The organism is Nostoc sp., from assembly GCF_036917375.1.
In the GTDB taxonomy this organism is placed as follows: Bacteria; Cyanobacteriota; Cyanobacteriia; order Cyanobacteriales; family Nostocaceae; genus Nostoc.
The window spans coordinates 68,508-86,317 of record NZ_JBALDN010000104.1 but is presented as its reverse complement, the minus strand read 5'-3'; the positions used below and the strand labels follow the sequence as shown (position 1 = coordinate 86,317).

General features: G+C 42.5%; 18 protein-coding genes. 7 read left to right on the top strand and 11 right to left on the bottom strand.

The window, feature by feature from the left end:
• Positions 1 to 64 precede the first annotated feature (64 nt).
• A complete protein-coding gene (locus tag V7K45_RS28110) occupies positions 65 to 1,276 on the top strand; it encodes a sensor domain-containing diguanylate cyclase (RefSeq protein ID WP_335008518.1) in 1,212 nt (403 codons plus the stop codon).
• A 184-nt stretch (positions 1,277 to 1,460) separates the two neighbouring features.
• Here V7K45_RS28110 and V7K45_RS28105 read toward each other — a convergent pair whose 3' ends face one another.
• Both V7K45_RS28105 and V7K45_RS28100 read right to left on the bottom strand, forming a co-directional pair.
• Complete coding sequence (locus V7K45_RS28105; protein WP_335008516.1) at positions 1,461 to 2,051, bottom strand: thioredoxin family protein; 591 nt, start codon at positions 2,049 to 2,051, stop codon at positions 1,461 to 1,463.
• A 390-nt stretch (positions 2,052 to 2,441) separates the two neighbouring features.
• Positions 2,442 to 4,352, bottom strand: coding sequence for an ATP-binding protein (locus V7K45_RS28100; RefSeq protein ID WP_335008514.1), 1,911 nt, complete (start codon positions 4,350 to 4,352; stop codon positions 2,442 to 2,444).
• Between the two features lie 331 nt (positions 4,353 to 4,683).
• Between V7K45_RS28100 and V7K45_RS28095 the strand changes: the two genes are divergently transcribed.
• Both V7K45_RS28095 and V7K45_RS28090 read left to right on the top strand, forming a co-directional pair.
• Positions 4,684 to 4,887 carry a hypothetical protein gene (locus tag V7K45_RS28095; protein WP_335008512.1) on the top strand — a complete coding sequence of 68 codons (204 nt, stop codon included), beginning with the start codon at positions 4,684 to 4,686 and terminating at the stop codon, positions 4,885 to 4,887.
• 387 nt (positions 4,888 to 5,274) lie between these two features.
• Entirely contained in the window at positions 5,275 to 6,129 is an 855-nt protein-coding gene (locus V7K45_RS28090; protein WP_335008510.1) for a cyanophycinase, read from the top strand.
• 252 nt (positions 6,130 to 6,381) lie between these two features.
• Here the strand turns inward: V7K45_RS28090 and V7K45_RS28085 are convergent, their stop codons facing one another.
• Positions 6,382 to 7,299, bottom strand: a complete 918-nt coding sequence (locus tag V7K45_RS28085) for a M23 family metallopeptidase (RefSeq protein ID WP_335008508.1) — start codon at positions 7,297 to 7,299, stop codon at positions 6,382 to 6,384.
• 192 nt (positions 7,300 to 7,491) lie between these two features.
• On the opposite strand from V7K45_RS28085, the gene V7K45_RS28080 reads away from it, so the two are divergent.
• Positions 7,492 to 8,157 (top strand): glutathione S-transferase family protein, encoded by a 666-nt coding sequence (locus V7K45_RS28080; RefSeq protein ID WP_335008506.1) that lies wholly within the window; start codon positions 7,492 to 7,494, stop codon positions 8,155 to 8,157.
• A gap of 209 nt (positions 8,158 to 8,366) precedes the next feature.
• Here V7K45_RS28080 and V7K45_RS28075 read toward each other — a convergent pair whose 3' ends face one another.
• The 7 genes from V7K45_RS28075 to V7K45_RS28045 form a co-directional block, all read right to left on the bottom strand.
• Complete coding sequence (locus V7K45_RS28075) at positions 8,367 to 9,374, bottom strand: phycobilisome rod-core linker polypeptide (protein ID WP_335008504.1); 1,008 nt, start codon at positions 9,372 to 9,374, stop codon at positions 8,367 to 8,369.
• 474 nt (positions 9,375 to 9,848) lie between these two features.
• Positions 9,849 to 10,187 carry a CpeR family transcriptional regulator gene (locus V7K45_RS28070; RefSeq protein ID WP_335008502.1) on the bottom strand — a complete coding sequence of 113 codons (339 nt, stop codon included), beginning with the start codon at positions 10,185 to 10,187 and terminating at the stop codon, positions 9,849 to 9,851.
• Positions 10,181 to 10,810 (bottom strand): chromophore lyase CpcT/CpeT, encoded by a 630-nt coding sequence (locus V7K45_RS28065; RefSeq protein WP_335008500.1) that lies wholly within the window; start codon positions 10,808 to 10,810, stop codon positions 10,181 to 10,183. Before V7K45_RS28065 ends, V7K45_RS28070 begins: the two co-directional genes overlap by 7 nt.
• A 98-nt stretch (positions 10,811 to 10,908) precedes the next feature.
• Positions 10,909 to 11,442: a phycobiliprotein lyase gene (locus V7K45_RS28060; RefSeq protein WP_335008498.1), complete on the bottom strand. Its 534-nt coding sequence runs from the start codon at positions 11,440 to 11,442 to the stop codon at positions 10,909 to 10,911.
• 237 nt (positions 11,443 to 11,679) lie between these two features.
• The gene (locus V7K45_RS28055; RefSeq protein ID WP_335008496.1) at positions 11,680 to 12,438 is read right to left on the bottom strand and encodes a phycobilisome rod-core linker polypeptide; all 759 of its coding nucleotides are present in this window, start codon (positions 12,436 to 12,438) and stop codon (positions 11,680 to 11,682) included.
• Between the two features lie 448 nt (positions 12,439 to 12,886).
• Entirely contained in the window at positions 12,887 to 13,750 is an 864-nt protein-coding gene (locus V7K45_RS28050; RefSeq protein WP_335008494.1) for a phycobilisome linker polypeptide, read from the bottom strand.
• 451 nt (positions 13,751 to 14,201) lie between these two features.
• Complete coding sequence (locus tag V7K45_RS28045) at positions 14,202 to 14,783, bottom strand: phycobilisome protein (RefSeq protein ID WP_335008492.1); 582 nt, start codon at positions 14,781 to 14,783, stop codon at positions 14,202 to 14,204.
• A gap of 289 nt (positions 14,784 to 15,072) precedes the next feature.
• Between V7K45_RS28045 and V7K45_RS28040 the strand changes: the two genes are divergently transcribed.
• On the top strand, positions 15,073 to 15,735 hold the full coding sequence (locus V7K45_RS28040; RefSeq protein WP_335008490.1) for a HEAT repeat domain-containing protein: 663 nt from the start codon (positions 15,073 to 15,075) through the stop codon (positions 15,733 to 15,735).
• A gap of 151 nt (positions 15,736 to 15,886) precedes the next feature.
• Complete coding sequence (locus V7K45_RS28035; RefSeq protein ID WP_335008488.1) at positions 15,887 to 16,087, top strand: hypothetical protein; 201 nt, start codon at positions 15,887 to 15,889, stop codon at positions 16,085 to 16,087.
• An 89-nt stretch (positions 16,088 to 16,176) separates the two neighbouring features.
• On the opposite strand, the gene V7K45_RS28030 is transcribed toward V7K45_RS28035, so the two are convergent.
• Positions 16,177 to 17,001, bottom strand: coding sequence for a pentapeptide repeat-containing protein (locus tag V7K45_RS28030; RefSeq protein WP_335008486.1), 825 nt, complete (start codon positions 16,999 to 17,001; stop codon positions 16,177 to 16,179).
• A 115-nt stretch (positions 17,002 to 17,116) separates the two neighbouring features.
• Here V7K45_RS28030 and V7K45_RS28025 point away from each other — a divergent pair, with 115 nt between their 5' ends.
• Positions 17,117 to 17,695 (top strand): phycobiliprotein lyase, encoded by a 579-nt coding sequence (locus V7K45_RS28025; RefSeq protein WP_335008484.1) that lies wholly within the window; start codon positions 17,117 to 17,119, stop codon positions 17,693 to 17,695.
• Positions 17,696 to 17,810: the final 115 nt, after the last annotated feature.

Sequence of the window (17,810 nt, the reverse complement as noted above, 5' to 3'; positions counted from 1 at the left end):
TGGGCAAAAGACCTTGTAAGTATCTAGATACTTAGGGAATTTGCACAGGGAAAGTTAGGGTGACATGAACAACAGAGCAAATCAAAGGCATGAAGAACATCATGTAATAAAATATTTCTGTATATTCAACCGAATGTTGATTTTCGTTGCAGAGATATTTATGTTACCCAGCCTTGTTGCTGGAGAGGTAATACTGCGGTTGTTCCAAAATTTCCAGCATCCCAGACTTTCCTGGCTAAGGCTTAAACACTCATCTGTGAAAACCCAACCGGCTCCTCTACCTGACAATGAGGCGGAAAGGCTCAAAGCCCTAGCGGACTACAATATTCTAGATACTCTACCCGAACAAGCTTTTGATGACCTAACTGCTATTGCTGCCTACATTTGTAAGACTCCAATTGCTTTAATTAGCTTAGTTGATAGCGATCGCCAATGGTTTAAATCTAAGCTTGGACTAAAAAGTAGCGAAATACCAAGAGATTGGTCTTTTTGCTCCTATGCCATTCTTCAACCAGATAATATATTAGTGGTTCCTAACGCCCTTAAAGACGATCGCTTTAATAACAATCCCTTAGTCAAAGGTAATCCCAAAATTCGTTTTTATGCTGGTGTCCCTCTAATTACGCCCGATGGTTTTCCAATTGGGACGTTATGTGTTCTAGATACCATTCCTCATCATCTAAGTTATCAGCAGTTAGATGCACTGCGCCGTCTAAGTCGTCAGGCGATCGCTCAAATAGAACTCATTCAGGAAGTTCGCAACCGCAAACAAGCAGAGATCGAAGGAAGACAGTTATTGCTGACCGATGAATTAACAGGTTTGCATAACCGACGTGGTTTCTTCCTAATGGCTACACAGCAGTTGAAAATTGCTCACCGCATGAAAGTGTTTTGCTGGGTGATGTTCATTGATTTAGATGGTCTAAAACAGATTAACGACACCCTTGGTCATGACATGGGAGATGCCTTGATTATTGATGCTGGTCGATTACTTAAGCAAACTTTTCGGAACTCAGATATTGTTGCCCGCTTGGGTGGGGATGAGTTCATTGTTTTCATCTCTAGCTACTTTAAGGACGCTGATAGTATCCAAGCGCATCTACAAACAAATATCGCCAACTTTAATCAACAGCAAAACTGTAAGTATAAACTTTCGATGAGTATCGGCATAGAGCGTTACTCACCAGAAACCAATATGTCACTAGAACAACTAATCGCTAGGTCTGACGAATTAATGTATGCTCAAAAGCGTCTCAAGCGACAATCTCTTACATAAATCGTCCTGTCTAGGGATTAAATAAGTAAGAGTAGTACTGATAAAAAGTCACCACTTTGGGTGGAGTAATCACCACAGTCAACCCATCCTATACGGCAGAAGAACTGACATACCAACTAAATAACAGTCTTGAATTACGAATTACGAACTTGTACTGAGCGTAGCCGAAGTATTACGAATTATTTTAATTTACCACCTGGCTGCCATGACTGCGGGGATCATCTTGATTCGCCGTTGGTGCTACTGGGGCTGAAAACTTGGAAACTTTGCCACTAGCTTGAGCGTAAGGGAGAGAGGAACCAGTAACCAAAGCTTCTAAGTTACTAGCCATAATCGTCCGGGGTTGATCGCCGATGGCTTGAGCTACGGTTTCTCCCTGCTGACTCAAAAATACAAAATGGGGAATTCCATCCACTCGATATCTCAGCATTTCCGGCAGCCACTTGGTATTATCTACATTCAGCATGACAAAATTCATCTTGCCAGCATACTCTGTTTCTAGTTGAGTGATATATGGTGCCATTTTTTGGCAGACAGTACACCAATCAGCATAAAACTCTACTAGAGATGGTTTGCCATTGCTGATTGCTACTTCTAACGGTGTGGAAGTCTCGCTTAACTTAGCTAGAGTTGCCGAGGTTGTTTCAGTTCGCAATCCTAAGACGAGGGAAACGCTAAGTGCGATCGCTACCATTACAATTAAGAAGTTTCTCAGACGCTTCCCGAATGTAGATTCAGGTTTTTCGGGAGAATTAACAGGTGAATCAGTACTCATAACAGCAGAATTATTAAAACTTCTTAAGCAATTTCTTCTTTAGTTTAGCTGACTCCAGGCATTCTTCTAAGAAACAAGGCAGGAGGCAGGTGGTCACTGAGCGTAGTCGTTGGCGCAGCCTCTCGTAGAGAAGTGAGGCAGGAGGGAAGAGGATTTGACTTAGTTTCTTCCATCCATAATAGAAGCGATCGCGCCCGTCGTAAACGGCTTTAATCTCCCTAGCATTGGAATGTTGAACTACAAATTGGGCATGGGAAGAAGCAGAGGGGCAGAGGTAGAGGTGCGGAGGGGAAAAACTGACTGCAACTTTCTCCTCTGCTCCCCTGCTCCCCTGCTCCCCTACTTCCCTACTCCCCTACTCTCCAATCCCAAAGCGCCTATTTACTTAACTTACAAAATCGCTCCAGTTTCCTTCAAATAAACCCGCGTAAATGGTTCATCTTCACCCAAAGTATAATCTTCAATCAACCCTTTGCGACGAATAGAAATATCGTTGCCTTTTCTAATCACCACAGTCGAACCATCGAAAACATCTCGCGCCAAAATCATCTCAGTTTCGGTGGGATTATCCAAAACTACGATATTACTATTTTGGTAAAATATGCCCTGTTCTTCGAGGATTTCTTCAGAATACTCGGCAATTAGCAAATCAAGTTTGGGATGACGTAGCAAAGTTTGAACATTACTGTTGTAATCTTTGCTTAATACTTTTTTCGAGCGATTCACAAAAACGGCATCACGACAAACAGCACCTATTATCCAGTTGGGATTTTGCAAAAGGATATGGTCAATCGTTGCTTGCAGTTCTTCAACTGAGATTTTGTTAAAGGTTATAATTGGTATCCTGGCATCCGTACCCGACTCAAAAAAGGTTTCTAAAATATGAGAAGGTACATCAACACTTTCACCAACAGAAGGTTTAAGATGCATCAAAACGCCTGGTGCAGCATTGATTTCCAGGATGGCAAAGTTACTGGATTTCCAAGATTCTGCGAGACTTTTGGTAATAACATCAATTCCCAGACAAGTTAGCTGAAAATGTTGGGCAATATCTTGCGCCAAGATAATATTGTCAGCATGAACTGTTGGAGTTGCATCGATGCTCATACCTCCGGCTGAAAGATTGGCAACTTTACGCAGGTAAACAGTGCGTCCTTTCTCAATCACACTGTCTAATGATAAACGCTGTTCCTCTAGGTAGAGTTCCATCGCTTCATCGATCTGAATTTTACTCATCGGCGAGGTTGGCGTGTCTAAACGTGCAGGTTTGCGGTTCTCTTGGCGAATTAACTCTGCAAGTGTTAAATACCCATCACCCACAACTGATGCAGGACGGCGTTCTGTGGCGGCGACGAATCGACCATTGACACACAACATACGAAAATCCGATCCTGAGATGCTTTTCTCAACAATTATTCGGGTTTGCTGATTTTCGGGAATCGCTGCCAGCGAACGATTATAAGCAGAGATCAGTTCTTTTGAGTCTTGCACATCAGCCGTAACGCCAATTCCTTTGTGACCTACCACTGGCTTAACTGCCACTGGGTAGCCAATTTCTCTTGCTGCTGCCAAGGCTTCTTTTTCGGAAAAGACAATACTACCTTCAGGCACTGGGAAACCCAAGGTTTTCAAAAATGCCTTGCAATCATCTTTGCGGGTAGTAAACTCGGAATCTAGATGGCTATCACAGTTAAATGTTGTTGCTACCCCCCGGACATGGTTTTTTCCTAAACCGTATTGCATCAATCCTTCTTCCCACAAATAAAAGGCGGGAATACCTTTCTCATAAGCTGTTCGCAATAGGGCGTAAACCGTGGGGCCTCCGTAGACAGATGCGCGAAATCTATCTTGCAGCCTCACCAACTGCTCATCAAAGGCAAAGTCTTCGTCTTGGGTAATTGCTTCAAACCAATCCCAAACAAAGTAAATTACCTCTCTAGTTGTCCGTTCATGTAGTGATTGGATGCTAATCCGCGTCAGATTTGGATATGGCTTCACACTCCAGCGGTTAAGGTGTAAATCCATGTCCAATTTTCCGGCTTCGGACACAACTTGGGCAAAGAGATGGGCATAAGATTCGTAGGTTTGATCGAGAAGATTTGGATAGCGATCGCCAATGCTGGCAATATAATCTTCAATGGGCAAAGGCTCTCTAGAGTCAATTAGAGCAAAATCAAATACTAGCGCCCCTACATTTAAATAAGGGTTGGGGCCAAGGTAATGCTTGAAGTTGAAAATATCGAATACATCCGTTCTTCTAGCATTAATGCGGACTAATTCACTGCTTTTTTGTAGAACCATTGATTACGAACCTTCGGCTAAACACCCTGAATTTTTAATGCTGAGTTATAGTTCCTCAGACTTATTGATTGTAGATTGGCTCGAGTTAATTTTGGAGAGTGATGGCTTTGCCAGTGAGCTAATCAGAACCCACGCTAACTCTATTACTAAGCATTTTTAACTATCTTAAGGCATAATTAAATCCCCATTCTTCTGCCAGGAAGCAAGAACAGTCAATTCATCCTCATGAATAATCAAAGATATAACCTTTGAAAGGTGCAACACTCATCTCAAAATTGTATAAATAATAAATGTGGGGCATTAAAAAGACAATATAAAAAGACAGCAAAGTATGAATAGCACACAAGCTGCTCTAAGAGATGAAATTCGAGAACTAGCTGACGAAGCTTTTCACCAAAAGCTGATTTCTGGACATGGAGATGGGGCAGACATGAATGAGTATCAAATTGTCTACCAAGGCAAACCCAGGCATCTCCCACTAGAACAAGCACGTTTTTTCTTAACTAACTTGCTTTACAGAAGTCGGCTTCATTAGGACTTGCCATCAGATATCTATTTGCATCTAGTTAGGGTCAATACCAATTACTCACATCGCCCGATAAATCTCCAATCGACAATTAGCAATATAGCCAAAAATGCCTCTAGAAAATACTTCTAGAGGCAGTTGACGTTGTAGATTTTATTTAGTGATTGGAAAATTAGATAATTTTTCAGAAAAGTATTGTGGTCTAATTGCGATGTCTAACAACAAGCCTCTTCTCTACGTTTGCGCAGCGTGTCGCAGACAGAAGCTCCGCGTAGGGGTATGCGTCTACGCAAATGTTAATCCTAGTTTTGTCAAGGAATCTATCAAAGGGATGATTTGATACATTGAATTGTCATGTTTTAGTGAAATTTATTAACTCAAATCCCAGGGGGCATCATGGTGGAAAGTAATATTAAAAGGCAGTTAGTAATTATTGGGGGAGCCGAAGATAAAGAGGGAGATTCCGTAATTTTACGGGACTTTGTACGACGCGCTGGAGGTACAAAGGCCTATATTGTAATTCTGACAGCAGCCACAGAACTACCAAGAGAAGTGGGAGAAAATTACATCAGAGTGTTTGAGCGCCTGGGAGCCGAAACTGTTCGTATTATTGATACAGAAACCCGTGAAGATGCATCTTCATCTACTGCATTGGAAGCTATTAAGAAAGCAACTGGGGTATTTTTTACAGGGGGAGACCAAGCTCGTATTACCAGCATCCTCAAGGATACCGAAATCGATACGGCGATTCACCAGCGCTTTTCTGAAGGTGTAGTGATAGCAGGCACAAGTGCCGGGGCTGCTGTGATGCCAGATAAAATGATTGTGGAAGGTGATTCGCAGACACATCCTCGGATTGAAACTGTTGAAATGGGCCCAGGTATGGGATTTTTACCAGGGGTAGTAATTGACCAGCATTTTTCTCAGCGTGGACGCTTGGGACGCTTGATTTCAGCTTTAATACTAGAACCTGCTGTCTTAGGATTTGGGATTGACGAAAATACCGCTATGGTAGTGACAGATAACCAAATTGAAGTAATTGGTGAAGGTGCGGTTACGATTGTTGATGAATCAGAAGCTACATATAACAATATGGGCGAAATTTTGAAGGATGAATCTTTGGCGATTTGTGGAGCAAAGCTTCATATTTTGCCACATGGCTTCAAATTTGACCTGAAAACTCGTCAGCCTATCCTAAATAATAGCTCTGTGCCAAATGGTTCTCAACCACTTGCTTCAGTTAACACTTAACTTTTAGTTAAGTGTTAACTGAAAGTTTTATTGAACAGAATTCAGAATTCTGAATTCTGAATTCTGTATTCTTCAACTAATTGCTGTAATATCCCCTGTCTGAATTTTTGATAGGCAGGGGATATCAAAGCGGTTAAAAACCTGAATTTAAGCGAAATAAAGTCTGCGTAGTAGTTAAGTTTTTAACAATCTGGTATAGCAAAGAGTGATATTTAAAATAATCATCTTCACCAAAGTAAGGTAGAAAGAATATCAAGGCGATTTCATTAAATTATAAAAACTGTCAGAACGAATCTGACTACCATTTCGCCAAACTTCAACTCTTTGGGGAGTGACTAAATAATAAAAACTACCGTTATCTGCTCGATATCTGTCTTTACCAATATTTAAAGCTACTATCTTTATAGGCTTGCTTGAGGGTTGCTTCAATTGCCCAATATAAAATAATTGACCATTTTCTTCACAGACTTTTACACGAGAGCTTGCAGTCTCACCTTCAATAAGACTAATTCCATTGCATTTCGTATCAGTGCTTACAGGTGCAAAATCTATAGGAATTGACTGCTGTGAGGGTGAAACTTGATTTGCTACTGGAGGTGGCGAGACTGGGCGGTTCTGGTTATCCACTTGTTGAACTTTAGAACCAGAGCCAACACTTGCAGTTACGGATGTCAACAAACGAAGGGGGTCAACTGCTATTCGACCATTTGGATGAACTTCAAAGTGCAGATGAGGTGCTGTACTATTGCCTGTAGATCCCATCTCGGCAATCATTTGACCTTGAATAACCTGTTGACCCTTGCTCACCAACAAACGGCGATTGTGGCCGTAAACAGTAATGCTGCCGTCGAGATGTTTAATAGTTATGGCATTTCCTAATCCCCAATTATCCCAACCTGCTTTAACAACTGTACCGGATGCCGCAGCAACAACAGGAGTTCCAGAAGACCCTGCAATATCAATGCCTTCATGTTGATATTTGCGGAAGCCTTGAGAAATAAACCCTTTAGTTGGCCAGATTAAGTTAGCAGTAGGGATAGGAGTTTGCCTAATTGGAGAATCGCTTGCCAATTGTGTTAAGGCAGATGTAGGTGTAGTTAATACAGCGCTTAAGGATATTAACCCAACTAGTCCATAAGTACGATATCGATAAGTTATAGCTTTTTTCATAAGTTGTAAGTCTATTAGAACAATAATTCAGACACTTTCTGATTATTTGTTGTTTCAAGCTTACTCGGAAAATATCAGGAAATCTTTAGTGACTGGAGTTTAAACTAAAGTATGACAAAATGACCCAGCAGTAGTAAGTTTACAAGTTACACATTTGGAAGTAGAAAAACTAATGGTAAAGGAGAAATCACCATGACCCTTCCAATTACACCCACTATTACCGCCTTTGAGCGATCGCCTGATGGCGGCAAGGGACTGGCGCGTGATATGCGCGTTCGCTGGGCGCTCGAAGAAGTGCGCCAACCTTACAACGTTCGTCTTGTTTCGTTCAGTGAGATGAAGCAACCCGCGCACCGTGCGCTTCATCCTTTCGGGCAAATTCCAACCTATGAGTCAGGCGATCTCGCCCTGTTCGAGTCGGGGGCGATCGTGTTCCATATTGCGGAGCGCCATACAGGGCTGTTGCCAGACGATGCGAATAGTCGAGCGCGAGCGATCGCATGGATGTTTGCTGCACTTAATACGATGGAGCCGCCAATCGTCGATCGGGAAATCGCCACGTACTTAGAGCGCGATCGGGACTGGTACGAGCAGCGCCTGCGTGTCCTCGAAGGTCGCATCCGTAACCGCCTGGGAGAACTTTCCAGTCACCTTGGAGATGCCGACTGGCTCGATGGCGCATTCAGCGCAGGCGACCTGATGATGGTGGAAGTGCTGCTCAGATTGAAAGACTCGGGTATACTAGATTACTATCCGAATCTCTCTACTTATGTCGCCCGTGGCGAAGCGCGACCCGCCTTCAAGCGTGCTTTCGCCGCTCAATTAGCGGTTTTCACGCGTCAGCAACCGACTGGCTGACTAGCGCCAAAGATAGTGTTACATCGAAAGCTTGTCCCCTTAATTACTTATTAAATCTGAAGAACCTTACCTCGCTAAAGCTACGCTTTGTCTCCCTTTCCTGCAAGCAGCTTCTCGAATTAGGGTTAAAGTAGTTTATTTGTTCGTAGTGAAAAAATGGGTGAGTTAAACTTGCCTAACCCACCCGATAAAACTAAACATTAGAGAAATTAGCCATTAAAAACGCGACTGCGCCACTTATTCAACCGGGCTTCTCCAATTGTCGCAGACCGTCGAGCATCAGCAATTTGCTCTTGCAAAGCTGCAATCTGTTTTTCTTGAGCGTCAGCTTGCTGTTGCAAAGATGTATATTCACCTGTGCTGGCGGGCAAACTAGAAGACTGCCAACTACTACTAAATTTTGTTGTGCCGATGCTGGCAAATGGTCGTAAGTCTGCTAATTGTTGTTGCAAAGTTTCAATCTGGCTTTCTTGCTCTTTAATCTTTTGCCGCAAGCTTTCCTCGGCTGATGTGGAAGCTGCAATAAAGGTATTAACTGGAGCAGCAGTTTCTGGCTTGGGCTTGAATACTTCAGCCAGCAATGCCCTAATATCCGTGGGTTTCTGTCTACCATAAGGAGCGTTGGTAATTAGCGATCGCACCAGTTGAGGTTCATTATTCGTTGCTAGGTTCTTATCACTGCTAGAGTTGCTCCGCAGCAATTGTAACATATTGGTAAATTCCAATATCTTTTTGCCCGTTTGAGTTTTATAACCCCGGTAATATGGCACTATGTTCTCGCCAAAGGCATCTAGATACTCGTCGCTATCAAGATAAGAATCAATGTCCGCTTCAAAACCTTTTTCATCTAGAATATTGCTGTGATGTTTCGTCTCGGAGTAGTCATCGGGAGCGCGTCCGAGTAGGTGCTTGAAGTTAAGTTCAATTGCTCGGTAGCGGTAAACGTTATCAAAAAATCTAGAGCGATACAACTCTGATTTGGCAACTTGACGCACAAACTCACGCACCTCGATTATACCTTGCTTGAGTTGGGATTCTGGAACTACGAGCCGCTCACTTTCCATGATGTAGGCATTACCCAACACTTGCCGATAAACTGCTCGAATTACAATTTCAATGTCATCAATTGAAGCAGTAGTCCACAGTTCTATAGGTTCTGTTTGGGGAAATGCTTGATATTGGCGTCGTCTGGTTGCTTCGTCTAAAAAGGTCTGCATAGTTGGGTTATTAGTGGGTAAGAGTAACTAATTTGTCAAGTAAAATAAAATTTCTGTAGCAGGATGGCCAATACTAAAATGCAAAGCCATAACAGTCCCTACTTAAGATTTACTAATTGCTAGACATCTTGCAAAAGTAACAAATGCCAAGATGTTGGGGAAAGGTTAAAGGTTTAAGGGTAAGATAAAATTCCATACCTTTACCCTTTACCCCTTACCCTTTTCCCTACTTCTGCAATAAGTCTACTGGTTATTGATATTAACTTATCAACTTTTGGGGATCTTTTTAGTTACATTTTCTAACAAACTTCGACGGCTAACTATTAATAACTAACAGCTAATCACAATGAGAAATTAGCAATTAGACATTAATAATTAGCCGTCAACCCCCTTGGGGAGTATTTAAAATTCAAAACTTAATTTTGAATTAGAGTATAAACGCCTGTCAGAATAATTACTACAGGATAGTAACTCTCAAGCACGCTCATCAAATCTAGTGTAGAAACCACCGTATTTTATCCAGTATTGTTTCAAAGTATGATGAGGCGTATGTAAACTAGCTTTTGCCTGATATAAAATAACTTGGCGATGATCGCCCATCCAAATTTTGTTAACCGGGTCAACGGATATTACTGTTCCTCCTAAAGAAGCAACGCATTCAGAAAATCTCTCAATCGTTGTATATTCTAATGTCTCGAATATAAAAAAGTTACCCGAACAAATCAAATGGCGGCTGCGAATCCAGCAACGCATTTTTCTTTCAGCCTGTGGAGGTAACATTTTGGTTTTAACAGATTCAAGCTGAATCAACATAACGCGCTCACCGCAGATAATTCATCAGCAAAACTTTCCCGTTTTTCAAATTGCAATGGGCCAGCGGTAGATCCCCATATTTGCTTATGGGTTTCAATATCCATACCTTTATCTAGACTTATCCAAGTACGCTCGGTTATTTCTACTTCGCTGACAAGATATGTCTGACATCCATTGCGTTGAATCAGACATTGATTGCCTGGTTCCACACTACCTCGAAACATTTCACCTTCCCGTTGGAAAACCATTGAACAGTGATAACGCCGTTCGATGCTTTCTGGGGTGATGGTTTTGAGAATATCTAATTCACGAGCTGCACCTGCATAAAGCATCTGATCTTTCAAGCTGTAATTTTCGATGTAAATGCGATCGCCCAAATCGACTAGTCGATGTACTCCTTGACGATAGGGTGTCCATAAATCGTGGTCATAAGCTTGTTCAGAATAGAAACCGATACCAGAAAAAAATTCAATCGGTAAAGGACGAAAATAAATGTGAATGTGGGCGTAAAGTTGCGGATTTGCAAAAGATTGCTTGTAGTTGCTAAAATCTCCTGCCATCCAACAGGCTAAGGTGAGCAAATCGCTAGCGTTAGTGCTAGATTCGCTGGGCGCTATCGTCACGTCGCTTCGCTCCAAATTCAAAATTCAAAATTCACACATTACAATCCCCATAAATAAATTAGGAGCTTGTACTCTTTTATGTTTTAACCTGATATTTGCTATTTGGTTGAAGACAAAGAGCGAATCTCTGAAGAAAAGGAAGCTGTTGTCACGCCTTTCCCATCACTGGTTTTAATCGTTGCTACCCGAAATCGGAGATTTGGGTTAGCAAACCAAATTCGCTCCTCAGCAGCAGCGAGTTCATACTCCGTTAACAGAGTAAAAATACCATCATCGCTCAGATGATATTTAGCCACTGCTGGAATTGTTTCAGCGTAACCCTTGTCTCGCAGTAGTTTTCCTCTAGAAGGATTTTCGACATCGGGAATTGGGACTAGTACAGTACTGCCAGAGATTGGTTTATCGTCCCAGTCTGACTCACCTTCCCAAGTCATCCGAAAAGGGTGAGTGATATTGGCGGGTTCAGTGTCATACAATTGACAAATCGCTACCACTGCTGGATCGTCAGTGGATAGAGACTCAATTTCAATGTTAGACAATACTTCTTCAAAGTGGGCAAATGCTAAATGATGAGCGCTACGCTGCGATCGCCATCGTCCAATTGAAAGTTCAAAAAATTCAGTAATTTCCATTAGAAAAGTGATTTTAAAAAAGTAGCTTAAAATCCAAGAGATATTTTGGCAAAAAAGAAGGTTATTCTCCTAGTCTATATGTTAGCCTCCTTGACTACAACTGAATTTGGAGTGCTGAATTTGGAGTGCTGAGTGCTGAGTTAGGAGTAAAGACGCGATTAATCGCGTCTGTACAAGAGTGAGAAGTTAGGAGTTTTCTTTTGTCCCCCTTGTCTCTAGTCTCCTACTTAGACAAATCTAAGCAACTTCAGTGATACTGATAATTTTGCCGCCTGTGCGATGAATGTTTTGCATTTGTCCAGACAGTTGGCTATAGCTAACTACGTATTCCAGATTGCCCAGACGAGTACGGAGATTACCTGCACCTTTGACAGCTTTAATCAAAAAGCGTTTGTCGGTGCTGCTGACACTAGAACCAGCTGCGGGAGCTTTGATGGGTGTGGGTAAATTAGAACCGATATCGCCGATCAGTTTGGCTTTGCGATCGCTATCGCTGCTAGCGAATCCTCTGACTAAGCTAAAGGTGCGGTTAAAGGTAACATTTTTAATTCCGATTTGGGAGCTTGTACTGCGAACATAAGGAACAATATTCTCGCCAAAATTCTGCTGATATTCGTTGCTATCAATATAGGAGTCGATCTCAGCATCATAGCCCTGTTCGTTGTAGATGCGGACGTGTTCGGAAATTTCTGCTCGATCGGCAGGAGGACGCCCTAGTAAATGTTTGAAGTTCAGTTCAATGAACCGATACTGGGAAGAAGAGTTGAAAAACAGGGATTGATAAAGTTCTGATTTTGCAACTATGTTGACGAATTTGCGGACGCTGATTTTGCGATCGCGCAATTGCGATTCAGCAGTGGCTAATCGCTCACTTTCCAACAAGTGAGCATTACCCAAAACCTGTTTGTAAACTGCCCGAATCAGTGTTTGTAATTCACTTTCGCTGGTGTTCGGACGCAGTTCAACAGTAGTTGAATCAATAGCCCAAAGTGACATTAAAGTATCTCCTGAAAAACGCTAATTAAATTTCCGAGCATCCTACCCCTTGTATAGGTAGAATTTCCCATCAGTTGTCAGTTATTTTTGCCACTGACTAGCTTTTGTAAAACTTTAGTTTGTGAAAGTATGTTAAATGTCTTCGTATATCACAACTGACAGTAGCGATCGCTTTGGCTAACTTTTGCTCGATCGGGATTTACGCAAAAAATAGCCGAAAATCATTTTTTCAGGTAAAGGCAATTTTATATAGACGCATACTTCTAGGTGGAAGCAAGCTACGCGGAGTGTCTCGCTCAGAAGCGGCTTTCCGCAAGGTATTGCCCTTAAACGCGTTTAGTTTTGCGTAAATCCCAGAACGAGTAACACTGGGAATTGAAAGATTAGAGACTGAGTACAGCGGAATCATTTTTCAATCGTTAATCTCTAAATCCCCAATTTCTATTCTTTAGTTGACAGGAGTAATACTGGCGATCGCACCGCCCTGCTTGTGAATCCGCTGATACTCTTGTGAAAGCTTATTGTATGGCACGAAAAAGACTTGGTTACTGCGGCGAAACTGGGAAATGCTATTTACCACATTTGCCTTGTAGCCAGTAACTTCAATCCGGTATACCTTACCATCATCACCAGATCCCACACCTTGACGAGTGTGAGGAGTAGATGTTGGGTTGCGGAATGCAGCACCCTTACTGGCTGGTGAAACTACAGGAGTAGGCGTGCTTTGAATTAGCAGACTGTTTAATTTTGCTTGTTTGCCAGCTAAGTCACCTTTCAGGCTGCTGCTAGAGGAACCACGTACCAGTTGGAATAAATGGGTAAACTGAACCAAATTCTGGATAGCTTCGGTTTTGTAGCCCCGAATATAAGGCACAATGCTTTCCCCAAAAGTTTCTTGGTATTCGTCGCTGTCTAGATAGGAATCAATCTCAGCCTCAAAGCCCTTTGTATCCAGAATAGTGCTGTGTGTACGCGTTTCTTCTAGATCCAATGGCGCACGACCAAGGAAATGTCTGAAATTTAATTCAATTGCCCGATAACGAGGGGCGTTATCAAAAAACCGCGAACGGTAAAGTTCCGACTTCCCGACTTGACGCACAAACCCGCGAACACTAATTTCACCCCGTTTGAGTTGAGATTCAGCAACAGAAAGCCGCTCACTCTCCATTACATAAGCGTTGCCTAGAACTTGTTTATAGACGGTTCTAATTACGGTTTCAACATCCTCATTAGAGCGATTTGGCCACAGATCGATGGGATCGGCGTCTTCAAACAGAGCGACCCCTAATCGTGATGCTGGTCCAAAAGTCATTCAAACTATCTCCCAGTTAACAACTAAATTTTATGAGAAGGATATTCAGCAGATGTTAAAAAACTTTACATCATAGTGACAAAGTAGGGGACATATAAACTTTAAATCCTTATTAGTCGTGATGATTTTAAGTTTTTGCATCGTTTGCCTTTACACATTGTGATACGATGCCGAAACCATATTTATTAAAATTTGTTAAGTTAAATCATACTTTAGAGAAAATTCAGCTTTTTTTAGTATTTGATTTGCAATTGGGATGCAAGTGATGGTATTGTGCCATTCCCTTGAGCCAGAGTATTAATTGTGCTGAGTCACCTAAGTTTATCTCAACCAGTGGGCGTGAATAAATTCAACTATCTTACGCAATATAAAATTAAGTAATATTGTCTTTTAGTCAGGGCTGAAGCTCTGACTACAAACCTTCGATTATTCATGCCCACTTACACTTAACTTATCGAATTTGGAAAGTAGCCAATTGGCTGATTAAATGGTCAAAATAGGGAGCAAGAATTTGCTGGCGATCGGCTTGGCAGCGTTTCAAACTAGCAGCCTTGATACTTTTTAAGCCTAAAATCATTGCATCCAATGGAACTTGTAATTCCTGATAGAGCAAATTCATATAATGCAGCCCTGTGGGACTTGTATATTCAGTGTGACCACCTGCTATGCCATAAGTAATGCAGCGAAGAAAATGCCAAAAATCTCGCCAGCAAGCTTGGGCGCGTTCAGGTGGATAAAGACCGCCTCCAGGCTGGATAATTTCGGGATAAGTTGTCAACACTTGTTCCCTAGATTCGTCAATGATTTCGGCGGCGCGATCGCGTAACAATTGAGCAACAGGAATCAACTCAGAATTATCGGGTGACAAGGTTTTAATCTGCAATAATTCTTCATCGCTCAGGTAGCGAAAAGCATCATCCGCAGCTTGAAATATAGCGATCGCTGCTTTTGGATGAGACTGTTCCCACTCAGCAAAGCTGACAATTCTAGCTTTAGCGATTAATTCTTTAACGGTTTCGCTTAATTGAGTCATTGATTTAGGGGATAGGGCATGGGGAATGGGGCATTGGGGTGGGGAGCAGGTGGTCACTGAGCGTAGCCGAAGTGGGAGCAGAGGGGCAGGAGAGAAGTTGCAGTAAGTTTGGGTGAGGGGTGGGGAAAGGGGAAAGGTTTTTAATCCCTTCCCCTTTTCCCCTTACCCTTTACCCCTTTGCATCTCTGCCTCTTGTGCCCTATGCCCATAATTCAATCTTCTTAGAATGCGATCGCCATTTGGTGACATCTGTAAAATAAAGTAAAGAATAGCTGTACCAAATGCACTTATGGAAATCCATAAAATCCAAGCAGAACTAAAGAACCCAGATTTTCACCATCGTTTGAAGGCGATCGCTGCCCTCAATGATTATGAATCAGAAGTTGCAGTTCCTCTGCTCACGAGTAAACTTCGTGACTCAGAATTTCTAGTGCGTTCTTTTGTGGCTAGGGGTTTGGGTAATCAACAATCAGCGGAATCTTTTGCAGCTTTGATGCAAATTATGAAATTTGATGATACTCCCAACGTGCGAGCTGAGGCGGCAAATTCGTTATCGCTATTTGGAAGAGTTGCAGTTTCTCATCTAGTTTTGGCATATTATCAAGATGACCACTGGCTAGTTAGACGGAGCATTTTGGCTGCGATCGCTGAAATGGATTGCCCCGAAGAACTATTTGATATATGCGTTCAGGGTTTAAAAGATGAAGATTTCACTGTTCGGGAATCTTCTGTTGATGCACTTGGCTTACTAGCTAATTCTAGTCAACATGCTGCGGCATTATCCCAAATACTAGCGTTGGTGAATGATGAATCTTGGCGGATGCGCGTGCGAGTTAGCTATGCTCTCAAACAATTCGATCGACCGGAAGCCAAAGCAGCCTTGAACCAACTCAGACAGGATGAGGATCACCGAGTTGTCGGCGCTGCTTTAGAAGACCTGTTGCCACAATAGCGGTGTGGGTTTGTCTGCAATGCAATATTGTGAGAAAACTTATCAGAAAAAAAGTAAATATTTGATTTTACCTTAAATTTGACTAAAATATCCGGTTAATCTGCCAAACTCTGGAAGAAAAGATCAACTTTTTCGAGAAGAGGAGGTATTTGTGACTGATATACAAGCTGGTCAAATGACTTGGCGATTACCAGGTTCTTCAGAATCTGCCTTACATTTGCGGCATAATGCTTCGGAACCTTGGCGATCGTATAAAGAATTTCCCCAATATGTCCTACCCGATCCGCCTGGCTTTTCCGAAGGATACGCGACATTTTTAGCACTCCTGAAAAAGAACTGGCAATCATTATGAAAAGTGTTAAGTTAAAAGTGATGAATGCCTATAAATTACTCTTTAATTCCTACTCACAACTCAGCACTCGTTACTCAGCACTGTATTGGTCAAGCACTCAAACTTTCACGAGTTGTTGTGCGGGTATAGGCGTTCCAAACATCAAGTTCTGAATGTGGACGACTGGAAAGCATGGCTTTAGTTGCTTCTGTGAGTCCTTGAGCAAGAGTAAAATCTGCTCCAGCAATACTTTGAAGATGCTCCATCTCTGCATCACTGAGATCGGTTGCTCGCAGGTCTGTATCCCGTAAATCGGCTCCTGTCAATCGAGCATTCCGCAAGCAAGCCCCTGTCAAATAAGCTTTTGTCAGATCGGCACCACTCAAAGAAGCACCTTGCAAATTGGCTCCTGTCAAGTCAGCGCCACTCAGGTAGGCTCCACGCAGATTAGCACCTTGTAAATCTGCATTTCGTAAAGAAGCTGTATTCAGAAAAGCACCATTGAGATTAGCGCCCGGCCCTACCGCTCCCGAAGCTTTGTAGTTATATTCTTCGGGCCATTTCGTTTGTGAATCATAACGCGCTACTTGGAGTTTGGCTCCCTCCAAATTTGCACCACTGAGATTTGCTTGTTGGAGATCGGCACGGTTTAAATAGGCTCCCTGCAAATTAGCCCCACTCAAATCGGCTCCTCGCAGATTAGCGCCTCGTAAATCTGCTCCACTCAAATCGACATTACTTAATACCACCTCACTGAGGTCGGCTCCTAATAGCTTGGCTTTACTCAAGTTAGCTTGTCGGAAATCGACTTCCTTTAGATTGAATTGGTACAACTCTATCGAATCCACAGGGATTCCGGCTTTCAGGGCTGTTAAAATTTCTGGAGTTGGACTGGGGCGAACGCTTGTAATAAGTTGAATTTCACTATTTGTCATCGGCTGATTAAAATATCACTTTTGGAGTTATTCTACACTTTAGCTAAACCGGGACTTCATCTCATCACTCAGTATTAATAACGCCAAAATTTGATCGAACGAGGTTTCAAAACAGATGCATATAATACCGCCTTTGACAATGATTGACTTCTTCCGTAAAAGTGAAGGTGTATGGTTTACAGAACGCGCCGTTCATCATTTTGACTCGGCGGCGGATGAGTCGGGGGAGTCGAATTTAATTATAAAAGTCATGGAAAAGGACGATCCGAAAGTCCAAGAAGTTTGTAAAGCCCAAGGGATAGATCCTAGTAAAGCAACAAGCGGTGCTAGCTTCGCATGGCAGGCTAACCTAGATACCAGGCTACCGAATACCGATAATGCTGCGATTTTGGTTGATGTTCCCGACGAAACGAGGCGTTCTGGAAAACTGATTCGCAACCAAGGCTATGTTGAGAGCATTCCAGTTGTGAGCCGATATCGGTTTGCTGATGATGGAGTGCTGACGATTGATACTGACTATGACAACAATCAAGGTCAGGAACGTTGTTGGTTTGTTACGGATGATTTTCGTGTGAGAGTCAGTACAGTACGAATGATGAACGGAATCAACTTAATGACTTATTGTTCCGAGCGTCGCTGTGTTTCCCAAGAAGTCTTGGAGCAAATGATTAGTCGCAATCATGCTAGGCGTTAGTGGGAAGCAGGGGAGCAGGTGGTCACTGAGGGTAGCCGAAGTGGGAGCAGAGGAGCAGAGGAGAAGTTACAGTAAATTTTTCCCCTCGGTCACTGAGCGTAGCCGTTCGCGTAGC